This window comes from Micromonospora echinaurantiaca, from assembly GCF_900090235.1.
Taxonomy (GTDB): domain Bacteria; phylum Actinomycetota; class Actinomycetes; order Mycobacteriales; family Micromonosporaceae; genus Micromonospora; species Micromonospora echinaurantiaca.
Genome location: NZ_LT607750.1, coordinates 1,890,309 through 1,903,763, shown reverse-complemented (window position 1 = coordinate 1,903,763; position 13,455 = coordinate 1,890,309). Strand labels below are relative to the sequence as shown.

Sequence of the window (13,455 nt, the reverse complement as noted above, 5' to 3'; positions counted from 1 at the left end):
GTCCGGATGGACGTCGTGCTGGAGACCGACCAGCTCGGTAAGCGATATAGAAACAAGTGGGCGCTACAGGACTGCACGCTGCAGCTGCCCGCCGGCCGCATCGCCGCCCTGGTCGGGCCGAACGGCGCGGGCAAGAGCACCCTGCTACACCTGGCGGTGGGCCTGCTGCGGCCCGACGCCGGTGCGGTGCGGATCTTCGGCGAGGCACCGTACGGCAACACCGCCGTCCTGTCCGAGATCGGGTTCGTCGCGCAGGACACCCCGCTCTACCCGGACTTCACCGCGGCCGAGTTGCTCACCCTGGGCGCCAAGCTGAACCGGCGCTGGGACGGGGCGCTCGCCCGCAACCGCCTCGCCGAACTGGGCATTCCGCCCCGCAAGCCGGTCGGGCAGCTCTCCGGTGGCCAGCGGGCCCAGGTGGCGCTCGCCATCGCGCTGGCCAAGCGCCCCCGGCTGCTGCTGCTCGACGAGCCGGTGGCCAGCCTCGACCCACTCGCCCGGCGGGAGTTCCTCCAGTCCTTGATGGGCAGCGTCGCCGACGCCGGCACCACGGTGCTGCTCTCCTCGCACCTGCTCGCCGACCTGGAACGCGTCTGCGACTACCTGATCGTGCTGCACGCCGCCCAGGCCCGGCTGATCGGCGCCGTCGAGGACCTGGTCGCCGAGCACCGGCAGCTGATCGGGCCGCGGCACGGTGGCGAGCCGATCCCCGGCGTGGCGGCAGTGGTCCGAGCCAGCCACACCGACCGCCAGTCCACCCTCCTGGTGCGTACCGACGGAGCGGTCGTCGACCCGAACTGGACCGTCCGCGAGGTGTCCCTGGAGGACGTCATCCTCAGCTACCTCGCCGAAGGCGACGCGGGGGCAAGCCACGCCGAGTGGGAGGTGCCGGCATGATCTGGCTGACCTGGCGCCAACACCGCCGGCAGGCGCTGTTCACCCTCGCCGGCCTGGCGGCGCTCGCCGCCGTGCTGGTCCCCACCGGCCTCGCCATGCGGAACCGGTTCGCCGACCTCGGCGGTCCGGAGTGCGTCCGCCAACTGGCCCGCTCCGAGCTGGCGCCGGGCGTGGTGGAGACCTGCAACCGTGCGTTCGACCAGTTCAGCAACCAGTACGACACGTTGAACCTGGTGGGCGTGCTGTTCCTCGTCCTGCCGCTGCTGGTCGGCCTGTTCTGGGGTGCCCCGCTGGTCGCCGGGGAGGTGGAGCACGGCACCCACCGGCTGGTGTGGACCCAGGGGGTCAGCCGGCGCCGCTGGGCCGCTGTCAAGTTCGGGCTGGTCGGGGCGGGCGCGATCGTCGCGGCCGCCGGCTACGGGCTGGGCATGTCCTGGTGGCTCACCCCGTTGCTCCAGGCGGAGCGGCAGGGCCGCCTCGACCCCTTCCTCTTCGACATGCAGGGGCTGGTTCCGGTCGGCTACACCGTGCTCGCGGTCGCGCTCGGGATCTTCGCCGGCACGCTGTGGCCGCGGATGCTGCCGGCCATGGGGGCCACCCTGGCCGGCTTCATCGGCCTGCGCGTCGCCTTGGCGGAGTTCGCCCGGCCGCGTTACATCGCGGCGCGGACGCGTACCTTCCCCGTGGAAAGCGACAGCCCGATGCCGCACCAGGCCCACGGCGACTGGATCCTCGCCAACGGCATCCGCGACGCCGAGGGCACCATGGTGATGGCCAACGCCCAGATCGCCTGCCCGCCCGGCGCAACCGGGCCGAGCGGTGGGCGCTGCGGGGCGGAACTCGGCCTCGAGCCGGGCGCCTACAACTGGCAGCTCTACCAGCCGGCGGACCGGTACTGGGCGTTCCAGTACATCGAGACGGGCATCTTCGTCGCGCTCGCCGCGCTCCTGCTGCTGCTCGCGGTACGCCGGATCCGGCGGATCGCCTGACCGACGGACGACGGACGGTGACCGCCGGGCGTCCCGCCTGGCGGTCAGCGTCGGCCCGGCACCGGCGGCGTCGCCCCTCCCCCGGGCCGGTTGCCCCGGCTGCCTACCGTCGGAGTCGGCGCTACCAACCGGGCACGCCCGGCACCCCCGCGCCGAGGGCTGGTGCGGGAGCCGGTTCGGCGATCAGTAGGGTAGGGATGTGTCTCTATGGATGGCCGCGATGTGGGGACTGGTCGGCAGCGCGGTGGCGGAGGCGCTGAACCTCTACGGGATGATGCGCCCGACCACCGAGTCGGGGCACCGGTGGCAGTGGCCGTGGCGGGATCCGCAGGACCGGCCGATCGTGCTCTTCGCCGTCCTGCTGCGGATGGTGGCCGGCACCGGGCTGGCCGCCGCGGCCGGCGCCGGCGGCCTGGCCACCACCGCCTTCGCCAGCTTCACCTTCGGGGTGGCCGCGCCGCTGGTGATCGCCAAGATGTTCGACCAGTTCCGGGTGGCGGACCGCCCCGCCGACCCGAGCGGCGACGGCCCGAACGGCAGCCACGATGACGCCGCGTGACAGCTTCCTGCGCCGGCTCGCCGACGCCCTGGCCGCCCGGCCGGCCACCACCGCCACCACCGTCCCGCCGCCCACCCGGACCCGGTTCGCCGCCGCGCTCGCGGCCCGTCCGGTGGCCGGTCTGCGGCCGGGCTCCGGGCCGGTCCCGCCGCTGGCCGACCGCTACCACGACGGCAAGCTGACCCAGCGGGTCCGGGAGGTGCTGGCCGGCATCCTCGGCACCACCGCCGACCAGCTGCGGGTGGACTCCGACGGCGACGTCGGCATCCGGGCCGGCTCCGCCATGATCTTCGTACGTACCCAGGAGGACCCGCCGCTGGTGGACGTCTTCTCGCCGCTGCTCACCGGCGTCGACGCCACCGAGACCCTCTACCAGCGACTGTCCGACCTCACCAACGGCCTGGTGATCGGCCGGGTCTACTGCACCGGCGACACGGTCTGGGCCTCCATCCCGGTGTTCGGGCAGGAGTTCCAACCCACTCAGCTGCTGCTGGCGCTGCGCGCGATGATCGAGCTCGCCGACGACCTGGACGACCAGCTCCGGCAGGAGTTCGGCGGCAGCCGCTTCTTCGGCCCCGAGGCGTCCGGGCTGGTCGCGGTCCCCGATCCGACCGGCTACCTGCGCGATCTGGCCGCCTCCGGGGAGACCGGCGCGACCGGCGCGGGCAGTGTGCTGGTCGACCTGCTGGCCGACCGGGGCCGCACCGAGGAGCTGCGGCTGCGCGCCGAGCACGGCGACTGGCACGCCGCTTCCCGGCTCGCCGCGCTGCTGGCCGCCCGGGGCCGGGACGACGAGGCGGAGCGTTACTGGCGGATCGCCGCCGACCAGGGCGAACCCCGGGCCCGGCACGAACTGGCCGCGCTGCTCGCCGGTCAGGGCCGGCACGACGAGGCGATGAGCCTGCTGCGGCAGGCGGTCGCCGACGACGACTGGCGGTCGCTGCCGCTGCTGCTGACGCTGCTCACCGAACACGGCCGGGTGGACGAGGCGATCGCCCTGCTGCGGCAGCGGGCCGGCGCCGACGAGTAAGCCGGCCGGCCGCCGAACCGGGGCGGCCGGTCAGCCGGTCCCGGTCGTCGCGGTCGGGCGGCGGGCGGTGAAGCGGGCGAGCAGCGCCGCCACCAGCACCGCCTCGGCGACCAGGATGGTGACCGCCCAGCCGGCGCCGACCCAGCCGTGCAACGCGTCGTACCAGTAGCGCACCAGTAGCGTCAGCACGGTCACCGCGAACACCGCCGAGGCCAGGCCGTAGAGGGCGTACGCGGCCCGGTCCCGCGGTCGGTAGCCGCGTACCGCTCCGGCGCCCTGGCGCAGCAGCCGGCCGTAGAACCGGTAGCTGTCTCCCCGCAGGTCCGCCAGGTTCAGCGCGTGGCCGAGCATGTGGTAGCCGTCCAGCCGCAGGAACGGCACCAGGTTGATCGCGGCGGTGGCGGTGCCGAAGAGCAGCATCGCGCCGGCCAGGTCGTGCAGCCCGCCGGTGGCCGGGCCCCAGCCGTGCAGCACGGCGAACGGCACCAGGGCCAGCATGCTGACGAAGACGCCGGCGAACGCGGTGGCCACCCGCCGGCGCGGGGTGAACAGCACGATGTCGTCGACCTTGCAGTACGGGGCCAGCATCGGGAACCGCCACATCACGCCGATCTCGGTGACCCGCCCGCCGAAGTGCCGGCAGGTCAGCCCGTGCGCGCACTCGTGCAGGAAGACCACCGCCCAGGTGATCACCACGGCGGCCAGCACCGCGGCGAGCGGCCTACCGCCCCGCCCGACCCCGGCGAGCATCTCGGGCAGGCACACCACCACGTACCCGGCGACGGCCAGCACCGCCAGCAGCGCCGGGACGACGAACCACCAGCTGAACAGCGGCGACATCGCGGGCAGCAGCCGGGTGAAGAGCCGTTCCGGGTCGAACAGCGGGAACCGGGCGGACAGCGGCCCGCGTCGGGTGCGCGTCGCGTTCTCGGCGGCCGTGGCGGTCAGCCGGGCGAGCGCCTGCGGATCGGTGGCGCCGTCCAGCAGTTGCCGCTGGTGCAGCATGCCGAAGAGCTGCTGCCAGTTCTCCGGCCCGAGCCGGCGCCGGTAGCTGGTGGCGTACTCGGCGGCGAGGTCGTCCAGCGTCCGGGTGCCGTCCATCCGGGACAGCAGGAAGTGCTCGCGCGGCCCGATCCGGTAGAACCAGCCGGTCTCCGGGTCCTTGACGTGGTGGACGAGCTTCCCGTCACGCCACTGGCCGGGTCCGAGCACGATCCCGGCCCGCAGCCGGGGTCGGACCCAGGTCGCGTCCACGGTAGTCATCGCGGGGCCGCCGGGGCGAGGTCGTCCAGCAGTGCGGTCCGCATCAGGTACGACAGGTAGATCTCGTCGAGGATGCTCACCCCGAGCCGGTTGTTGGTCATGTGCACGTACGAGCTGAGCAGGATGGGCAGCGCGGCGTCGAGGTCGCGCACCACGGTGGGCTCGCCGGCGCCGCGCTGGAACACCAGGTCACCCCGCTCGGCCGCGGCCACGACCCGGTCCCGCAGCTCGCGGCAGTGCGCCGACCAGCGGCCCTCCACCCCGGCGGGGCGTACGTCGGCGGCCTGGCGGGCGGCCGCCCGGATGTCGGCCAGCCGGGCCCGCAGCGCGTCGTCCATCCGCCGGTAGCTGGTGTCGAAGCTGTCGTGGTAGTCGTCGCTCGGCTCGGCGTAGGCGACCTCCCAGAACCGGCGATACTCGTCGAGGAACCCGGCGATCCGCCGGTCGTCGGCGAGGAAGACCGCGCACATCATCATGGTCAGCTGGGCGGAGAGGCCGAGCAGCACCGGGCGGACGTGCACGTTGGTGGTGGCGAGCAGGTCCAGCACCACGTCACTGGAGTGCTCGAAGTGCCACTCGGCGAGATCGATGCCAACCGGTCCGCCGTAGCGGCCGTACTCGCGCTCGTACGGGATGTGGTGCCGGCTGTTGTTCGCCCGCATCGGCATCACGCCGTCCGGCCCGTACTCCTCGTCCCACCGCTGCCGGCCGTACTCGGCGAGGTACATCTGCTTGTACAGGTCGCCGAGCCCGTCGCTGTCCACCTCGTAGAGCGCGGGACGGCGGCGCAGGAACGCGTCGATCGCGGCGTCCACCCGCGCCCGGACCACCGCCGGGTCGACGCCCGGGGCGGGCAGCACCCGCAGCCGGACGTGCGGGCCCTCCATCCAGTACTTGATGAAGAAGTAGCGGCTGATCAGCCCTTCGGCGCGCAGCTCGTCCACCAGCGGCCGGACGCCCTCGACCAGCATCGGGTTGGCGTTGCTGGCGTAGAAGACGTGGACGCTGAGCCAGCCGTGCGCAGTCGGCGAGGGATACCTGGTCATCGGTCCGCCTTTCCCACTCGGACGCCGTTGAGTTCGACGGTGAGTTCGGTGACGTGGGTGCCGCCGGGCCCGCGGAGCACCTGCTCGTCGCGGTCCGGCAGCATCTCGGTGAGCACCAGCCGGCTGCCCGCCGCCCGTCCGGTCGCCTCCAGCAGCTGCAGGCAGAAGTGGCTGTCGAAGTCGACGTAGAGCGGCTTGTGGTCCGGCCGGCCGGCCGCCCCGGGCTGCGCGGTCTCGTCGCCCGCGGCCGGAGCGAGCCGGGTCCCCTCCGGGGTGGCGAAGACCCGGCGCGGCAGCCCGTTGTCGCGCCGCCACCGCTGCCAGCGCAGGAACCAGTCCGCGTCGTCCTGCTCCGGGGTGCGCGGCGGTGGCAGGTGGTCCGGGTGCAGCTTCCACATCCGCCGTTGCAGCACCAGGTCGCCGTGCACGATCCGCGGGTAGCCGGCGATGCCCCGCCCCGGCAGCGGCACGGTGGTGCCGGCCCACAGGTCCGGCTGCGCCATGCCCAGGTAGGCGAAGGTGAGCAGCACCTGCTGCACCTCCGGCAACGCCATCGGCAGCAGGAACCCGAGGTAGACCGGGATCACCTCGGCGTCGAGCCGGCGGGAGCGCAGCAGCAACCGGTCGCTCGCCGGGTCGTGTTCGACGCTGAGGTCGTCCATGTGGATCTGCTCGGCGTCCGGCCGGAAGCTGATCTCGCCGGGGCAGACCAGCTCGTAGGGGGTGACCGCCGGGTGCAGGTTGAGGTTGGTGGCGTCGTACCCGCCCTTGAGCTCGGCGAGCACCGCGCCGGGCGGTTGCAACCGGGCCAGTTCGGCGCGGAGCGCGCCGGCCAGGTCCGCGTCGGCGAAGAGGTGGGCGAACCGGGAGAAGAGCAGGGTCATTCCGGAGTAGACCCGGTTCACCACCACCCGGTGCCGGTCGCCCTGGTCGGCCAGTTGGAGGAAGAAGGACCGGGGGTCCAGCGTGCCGAGGCTCTCCGGCACCATCGCGGCGACGTCGGCCAGGAACGCGTCGTCGAGGCGCAGTTCCTCGGCGCCGGCCGGCAGCCGGCCGTACGCCTCGTTGATCCGCCGGGCGACCTCGATCCGGGCGTCGTCCAGCGCGGTGATCTCGTCCTGCCGGAACCAGTTCTCCTGCCGGACGTAGGCGTTGTCCGCGTCGAAGGCACGCCGGCGCATCATCCGCCCGGTGTAGTGCTCGAAGAAGTCCTGCTGGAACTCGTGGGCGAAGGTGAGCAGGTCGTCGCAGCGGCCGCCGACGCCGTAGCGGGCCCGGAAGAAGCCCTTGGTGGCCAGCCGGCGGGGCAGGTTGATGTCGAAGACCGGCATGATCCGGGCCAGCGCCCGCAGCCCGGGCAGGACGTCCCGTTCCCAACTGCCGCGGGCGGCGGTGACCGGCCTCCGGGTACGCAGGGTGGCGTCCTCGTAGAGCAGGGTGCGCGGCGCCGGCACGTCGGAGCGACCCAGGTCGGCGTGGGCCGCGGCCAGTTCCCGGCGGATGTCGGCGAGCACCTGGCGGCGCCCGGCGACGTCGTGGGCCGGGTAGCCGGTGGCCAGCCGGTTGACCATGCCGACCCGGTCGGCGAGCCGGTCCGCCCAGTCCCGGCCGATCCGCCGCAGCGCCCGCCGGTAGCCGTCGACCGGGTCGGCGGCGTGGATGTCCAGGTGCAGGTTCGGCACCACCAGCAGCCCGACCCGGAGCAGGTGGTGCAGGTACTGCTCCACCTCGGCCGCCGGGCGGTCGGCGGTGGCCAGCTCGGTGACCAGGTCGGCCATCCGTCGGACCCGGCCGCCGGCGAGCGCGGCCAGGATGTCGTGCAGCACCCGACCGGTGGGCAGCACGAAGAGCGACTCGTGGATGGACTCCAGGGTGACCGCCGCGTCGCCGTCCTCCGATCCGGTCCGGCGCCGGCGCAGGTAGCGCAGCCGGCCCCGCTCGATCCGCCAGCCGGTGGTGAGGGTGACCGGCAGGTCGGCGCGGAGCGTCTCGTCGGCCAGCACGATGGCGGAGATCCGGCCCAGCGCGGCGAGGTTGAGCCGGGCCACCCCCTGTTTCGCGTCGGCGGCCGCGCCGGGGACCGGTTCGGCGGTGAGCAACGGCCCGGTGCCGGGGCCGAAGGTGCCGACGTTGACGGTGGTCAGCCGGCTGAACGGGCTGGTCTTGCAGGCGGTGCGCAGCGCGTACTCCAGCAACGACCGCTCCACCCGCCGGGCCCGCTTGCCGAGCCGGCCCGGCGTCGCCAGGTAGCCGGGCAGGTACTGGTCCAGCGACGGGGAGGCGAGCAGGATCCCGCCGCGCAGGTCGGGGTCGTCGGCCAGGTCGCGCAGCAGCCCCCGGCGTTCGGCCAGCTCCTCGGTGAGCACCGCCGGGCCGCCGGCCAGCTCGCGCCGATACGCGGCGTGCCGCGTCAGCCAGTCGGCCAACGCCCGGTGGGTCGGCTCGCCCAGCGGCTCCACCGGCCACCCGGCCGGGTCGTCGGGGTCCGGCCGGCGCAGGTTGTAGACGTCGCGGCGGAGCCGGATCAGCCGCCGCCGCAGCCGCTCGTCGTCGAGGTTGCGGGCGACCGCGCCCTGGAGGTCGTCGGCGAGCTCCCGGCCGGTGGCCCGGAGCTGGTCCTCCAGGTCGAGGACCCGGCGGGCCCAGGCGGCGCTGCGGTCGAAGGCCAGCCGGTCGGCGACCTCCAGCGGCAGGCCGGCGGTACGCAGCATGAAGACCTCGGGCATCCGCCAGGACACCTCGGTGGCCGAAGGCGCGGGCAGGGCGACCGTCACGGTGATTCCCTTCGTCGGCGGGGTGGACGTCACAGCCGGTACGCCAGGTCGGCGACGGCGTCCGGATGCCGCCCGAGCAGCAGGAACAACACCGTCCGTTCGTCGGTGCCGGTGAGGCCGAGCGCCTCGTCCATGGCGACGTTGTCGAAGCCCAGGACGGCGCCGCAGCCGATGCGCTGCGCGGTCGCCGCGCAGTACGCCCGCTGCGCCACGGCGCCGATCTCGGCGTTCAGGATCCGGTAGCCGCGCGGGCCGACGGCGTCGAGCACGGCGTCCAGCCGGCCGGAGACGGCCAGCACCGCGCCCACCTGCCCCATCGTGTAGTTGGTGAGGAAGTACTGCTGTTGCAGGAAGGCGGACATGCCACCCTCGGGGGCCGCCCCGGCGGGCAGCAGCGCGTGCCGGCGGGGGCAGTAGGCGTAGCTGCCGGTGGCGAGGCCGTCGACGTGGTTGGCGAAGACCCAGAGCCGGGTCAGCGCCGGCCCGCCGGACCCGGTGCCGCCGGCCGGGTCGGGCCCGGCCGCCGCACCGTTGCCCGGGTCGCGGCCGGACGCCGTGGTGCCGGCCGGGTGCGGCTCGGCCGTGCCGGTGCGCGGCCCGAGCGGCGCGGCGTCCGCCGGGGGTGGCGCGACCGGATCGGCGCCGGCCGGGGGTGGTGCGACCGGGTCGGCGTCGGCCGGGTGGGGTCGGCCGGCGGCGGCGAAGGCCAGCGTGGTGCCGAGTTCGGCGGCGGTCAGCTCCGGCGGCCGGCGGAACCGGCCGAAGCTGCTCGACCGGCTGGCCAGCACCGTCGACAGCGGACGGTCCAGCGACGCCAGCGCCGGCTCGGGCAGGGCGACGGGTTCACCCGGCCACCGCCGAGGGGCGGCGTCGGCGAGCGCGCCCGGGGCGGGCCTGGTCGGCATCGCCGCCGCCCCGTGCACCGCGGTGACGGCCGGGAACCGCCGGACCTGCCGGGACCGCTCAAAGGCCGGATACCGCACCCGCAGCTCGGTTGCCAGCCCGGCCCCGTCCGGGGACGGCCCGCCGTTCGGGCCGTCCCCGAAACCGCGATCGGTTGGGGCGACGCCGGTCGACATCTCGCCGGGTGGGCGGGAGGTCGGGACGGCGCCGGCCGGGCGGTCGGCGGCCGGGTGACCGGCGGCCGGGTAACCGGCGGCCGGGTAACCGGCGGCCGGGTGATCGACGGCCGGACGGTCGGCGGACCACTCGATCGGGACGACGGCGAAGACGCCCTCCTGGTCGCTGTCGAAGCCGAGCAGCCGGTCCAGCGGCGCCGGATCGAAGCAGAGCAGCCGGCGCAGCGGTACGCCCAGCGCGTCGGCGAGCAGCTCCCACGAGCCGAGCAGCGCGCCCAGGTCCTGGGTGACCACGTGGTAGCAGAAGCTGTTGTACTTGAAGGAGTTCTTCCAGAACCGGATGGCGGCCAGCAGGAAGCTGTCCCCGACACCGGTAGGGCGGCCGGCGGGGTCGAGGGCGCCGCGTACGGTGCCGGTGACGTCGCCGAGCAGCAGCCGCTCCAGCACGTGCTGGCCGGTGTGGTAGTGGTACACGCCGGGCAGCAGCGGCCCGGACGCCCCGCTGACCAGGTAGAGCTCCACCGGATACATGCCTCCGCCGGAGGCGGTGCCCCGGCCCCACACGGCGTGCTCGAAGTGGGTCCGCTTGGCGACGTCCTGGTTCCAGTTGACCGTCAGCCGTCGGTCGAGCACCCCGTACGACAGCCGCAGCAGCGTCGCCAGCCGGGGCAGCGACCAGCCGGCCCGCGGCGGCGGGTGCTCCCCGGTGAACAGCTCGCGCAGGGTGGGCAGCGCCGGCAGGTCGGCCGGCAGCGGCACCCGGGGCGCGCCGGGGTAGCTGGTGTGCCGGGACGGCTGGTCGACCCAGTCCACCTCGTAGTCGAGCGGTTCCATCGGCACCCGGGCCCGGCGGAACACCGCCCCGGCGTAGTCCCGGACCACCTCGATCGCCTGCTGCTGCATGTCGGTGCTCCTAGGGAAAGGGGTGCGGGTTCGGGTTGCGGCCGGTCGCGCCGAGCCGGTCGGGCCCCTGCGGGCCGCGGGCCAGGTGCCGGGCCAGCCGGTCGCTCCAGAGCACCCGCTGCCGCTGCCAACCGAAGTCGATCGGCACCAGGGCGGGCGCCACCACCGCCATCGTGTGCACCCCGGCGATCTCCTGCTCGGGGCAGGTCTGGTCGACCGCCACCACGTCGCCGCCCAGTCCGGCGATCAGCCCGCACAGGTACTCCGTGTCGGCCCGCAGGTCGTCGTGGGTCGGCCGGGTCGCCAGCCAGTCGCCGTACAGCTCGGTCATCGAGCGCAGCGGCGGGTCGTCGAAGAGGAACCGGGCGTGCCGCGTCATCTCCGGCAGCCCGTACAGCAGGGCGTGGTGGCTCAGCTCGGTGACCTTGGTGTAGTCCCGGGTCATCTCGCGCAGTTCCGGCTCGCTGGCGGCGACCCGCTCGTCGAAGCCGGGCACGTAGGACGCGGTTTCGCAGACCGCCGCGCGGACCGCGTCCTCGGGGTCGAGGCTGGCGCCGGCGGCGAAGCAGAGCTGGCCGAGGCCGTCGCCGCGCTTCACCGCGACCGCGGTGACCACCGGGACCGGCAGGTCGGCCCGGGTGTCGAAGAGCCGGATGTCGTACCCGAGCAGGTCCACCCGGTCGAGCATGAAGTGCACCCGCTCGTCGCGGCAGGTGGCCGGGTCGATCTCGGCGAGCCGGGCCGAGCCGTACCAGGCGAGCAAAAAGGCGTCCCGCTCGACCAGTTCGAGCATGCCGTGCAGCAGGGCCTCCTCCGGGCAGCTGCCGCTGGCGCAGCCGTTGGAGCACTCCTGGACGAACTTGCGCTGGTCGGTGCGCCGGTCCAGGTAGTAGACGAGCTGCTCGGGCACCAGCCGGGGGGCCCGGTCGCGCAGCGACCAGCCCCACACCCAGTGCATCGGCTCGGTCGGCGAGTACGGGGCGTAGTAGAGGCCGTGGCCGTGGTAGAACGCCGGGTGGTAGCCCAGCCCGGCCGGGTCCAGCGCGTCCGGCGCCAGGTTGGCGTAGCTGTCGAAGACAGTGGTCCGCCGGGCGCGGGGGAACTGCCCGGCGTACCGCTCCAGCCCCTCCAGCAGCGCGTACGTCTCGCTCGCGCCGTAGCTGTCGGCGTGCCCGCTCCACCACATCTCGTGCAGGTCGTAGCGGCTGCGGACCCGGAAGTAGCCGGTGACCGGCGCGGTGGCGGTGGCGTTGTAGGCGCGCAGCGCGTTGCCGCCCAGCGCGCCCGCGACCGGGTTGGCCAGCGCCCCGACCGGCAGGTCCAGCTCCCGGGCCGACCGCAGCCGGTACGCGGACACGTCCGGCTTGGGCCGGCTGGTCAGCCGGATCACCGCGGCCTCGGCGGTGTCCGGCGCCGGGGTGGCGCAGGCCGGGCACTCCGAGTCGGCCAGCACCTCGACCATCGACGTCTCCAGGGTGTCCATCCGCAGCTGCCGCAACCGGCCGACGCCGGGCCGGCCGGGCTGCGGCCGGCACGCGTCGAGCAGCAGTTGCCAGACCGCGTCGACGGCGAACGGGGTCAGGTGCGGCAGCGCCGCCACGGTGCCGACGGCGGCGCCGTGTTCCAGGGCGTGCCGCTCGTCCCGGAGCCGGATGGCCTGCCAGCGGCGCTGCACGCAGACCGGGCACGGGCCCGGCCGCTGCCCGCCCACCGGTGGCGACCAGCGGGGGCCGACCAGGGCGGTGGCGCCGTGCAGCCAGATCGGCACCACGTCACCGGTCGGCCCGGCGGCGTCGTCGCGCTGCAGGTCGGTCAGGCCGAGGGCCGCGACGCGGACGGTGATCCCGTCCAGCCGCGGCGGGCCGGCGGGCCGGGGCGCCAGGTCCTGGCGTCGCTGGTGCAACGCCTCGCCGAGGTGTTTGAGGCTGGAGTCCCACCCGGTGGAGGTGGTCCGGACGTCGACGATCATGCGGTTCACCTGTCTGGCTCGCTGCGGTTGCGGGGCGGACCGGGGTGCCCCGCCGGCGTGGCTCGCCGGCGGGGACGGTGGCGACGGTCAGCCGCCGCCGCATCCGGTGCTGGTGCTGCTGCTGCAGCAGCTCGACGTGCTGCAGCTGCAGCAGCTGGAGCAGGAACAGCTGGAGCTGGACCAGTCCATGACCATCGCGTCGACGGCGTCGACGTCCTCGATCTCGAACGTCTCCGTCTCCAGCGCGCGCAGTTCCTCAGTCAGTTCCGGCACTTCTACCTCCCCTCGGTGTTTCGGGGCCCCGACGCCGGCCGGCCGTCCGGAGCGGCCGGCGGCGCCACGGCTCAGCTGGTGCTGCTGCAACTCGACGAGGTGCAGCTGCAACAACTGGACGTGCTGCAGCTGGAGCAGCTCGACGTGCTCGTGCTGCTGCTGCAGATGTCCATGAGGTCGGCGGACAGATCCGCGATGTCCTCGACCTCGAACGTCTCGGTCTGCAGATCGCGCAGTTCACTGCGGACCGAGTCGGGCAGTGCGCCGGATGTCAGGGGTTGGGTCGGCACGGGCCTCTCCTTGAGCCGCGGTCGGTGCCAGTCGTCGGTGGGTCTGCCCGCACCACCACGGTGGATCCAGCGGAGGCACGCAGGGGCTACTCGCCGGTGTCGGCCGGCGGCGGATGGTGCGTCGTCTTGCGGTGTCCCACCAGGACTGGAGGTCGTCGGCGTCGGGGCGTCAACCCCGGACGCCCGGTCAGCCGCAGCTGGAGGTGCTGGTGCTGGTGCTGCAGCAGCTCGACGTGCTGCAGCTGCAGCAGCTGGAGCAGGAGCAGCTGGAGCTGCTCGCGGCGAGCGCCTCGCCGCCGTCCTCGACCTCCTCGATCTCGAAGGTCTCGGTCTCCAGCTCACGGAGCTCGTCGTTCAGGGTGATCGGCATGTGTCCACCTCCT

General features: G+C 74.1%; 12 protein-coding genes. 4 read left to right on the top strand and 8 right to left on the bottom strand.

Translation table 11 applies throughout. The features are described 5' to 3' along the window. The first annotated feature begins 6 nt into the window (after positions 1-6). From GA0070609_RS08670 to GA0070609_RS35015, 4 genes are all read left to right on the top strand, one after another. Entirely contained in the window at positions 7-897 is an 891-nt protein-coding gene (locus GA0070609_RS08670; RefSeq protein ID WP_088993335.1) for an ABC transporter ATP-binding protein, read from the top strand. Then, entirely contained in the window at positions 894-1,886 is a 993-nt protein-coding gene (locus GA0070609_RS08665; RefSeq protein WP_088993334.1) for a transporter, read from the top strand. Before GA0070609_RS08670 ends, GA0070609_RS08665 begins: the two co-directional genes overlap by 4 nt. 199 nt (positions 1,887-2,085) lie before the next feature. Continuing rightward, positions 2,086-2,445 (top strand): hypothetical protein, encoded by a 360-nt coding sequence (locus tag GA0070609_RS08660; protein ID WP_157748086.1) that lies wholly within the window; start codon positions 2,086-2,088, stop codon positions 2,443-2,445. Next, the gene (locus GA0070609_RS35015; protein WP_088993332.1) at positions 2,432-3,475 is read left to right on the top strand and encodes a T3SS (YopN, CesT) and YbjN peptide-binding chaperone 1; all 1,044 of its coding nucleotides are present in this window, start codon (positions 2,432-2,434) and stop codon (positions 3,473-3,475) included. The genes GA0070609_RS08660 and GA0070609_RS35015 overlap by 14 nt, the downstream gene beginning before the upstream one ends. Before the next feature lie 30 nt (positions 3,476-3,505). Here GA0070609_RS35015 and GA0070609_RS08650 read toward each other — a convergent pair whose 3' ends face one another. The 8 genes from GA0070609_RS08650 to GA0070609_RS08615 form a co-directional block, all read right to left on the bottom strand. Then, entirely contained in the window at positions 3,506-4,729 is a 1,224-nt protein-coding gene (locus GA0070609_RS08650) for a M50 family metallopeptidase (protein WP_088993331.1), read from the bottom strand. A gap of 5 nt (positions 4,730-4,734) precedes the next feature. Beyond that, positions 4,735-5,784: a thiopeptide-type bacteriocin biosynthesis protein gene (locus GA0070609_RS08645; protein WP_088993330.1), complete on the bottom strand. Its 1,050-nt coding sequence runs from the start codon at positions 5,782-5,784 to the stop codon at positions 4,735-4,737. Continuing rightward, on the bottom strand, positions 5,781-8,558 hold the full coding sequence (locus GA0070609_RS08640) for a lantibiotic dehydratase (protein ID WP_157748084.1): 2,778 nt from the start codon (positions 8,556-8,558) through the stop codon (positions 5,781-5,783). The genes GA0070609_RS08645 and GA0070609_RS08640 overlap by 4 nt, the downstream gene beginning before the upstream one ends. Positions 8,559-8,587: 29 nt before the next feature. Further along, positions 8,588-10,540, bottom strand: coding sequence for a nitroreductase family protein (locus GA0070609_RS08635; RefSeq protein ID WP_088993328.1), 1,953 nt, complete (start codon positions 10,538-10,540; stop codon positions 8,588-8,590). 10 nt (positions 10,541-10,550) lie between these two features. Further along, positions 10,551-12,509: a TOMM precursor leader peptide-binding protein gene (locus GA0070609_RS08630; protein ID WP_088993327.1), complete on the bottom strand. Its 1,959-nt coding sequence runs from the start codon at positions 12,507-12,509 to the stop codon at positions 10,551-10,553. 87 nt (positions 12,510-12,596) lie between these two features. Beyond that, entirely contained in the window at positions 12,597-12,782 is a 186-nt protein-coding gene (locus GA0070609_RS08625; RefSeq protein ID WP_088993326.1) for a thiazolylpeptide-type bacteriocin, read from the bottom strand. 71 nt (positions 12,783-12,853) lie between these two features. Continuing rightward, complete coding sequence (locus GA0070609_RS08620; protein WP_231928588.1) at positions 12,854-13,072, bottom strand: thiazolylpeptide-type bacteriocin; 219 nt, start codon at positions 13,070-13,072, stop codon at positions 12,854-12,856. 187 nt (positions 13,073-13,259) lie between these two features. Beyond that, positions 13,260-13,442, bottom strand: coding sequence for a hypothetical protein (locus GA0070609_RS08615; RefSeq protein WP_088993325.1), 183 nt, complete (start codon positions 13,440-13,442; stop codon positions 13,260-13,262). Positions 13,443-13,455: the final 13 nt, after the last annotated feature.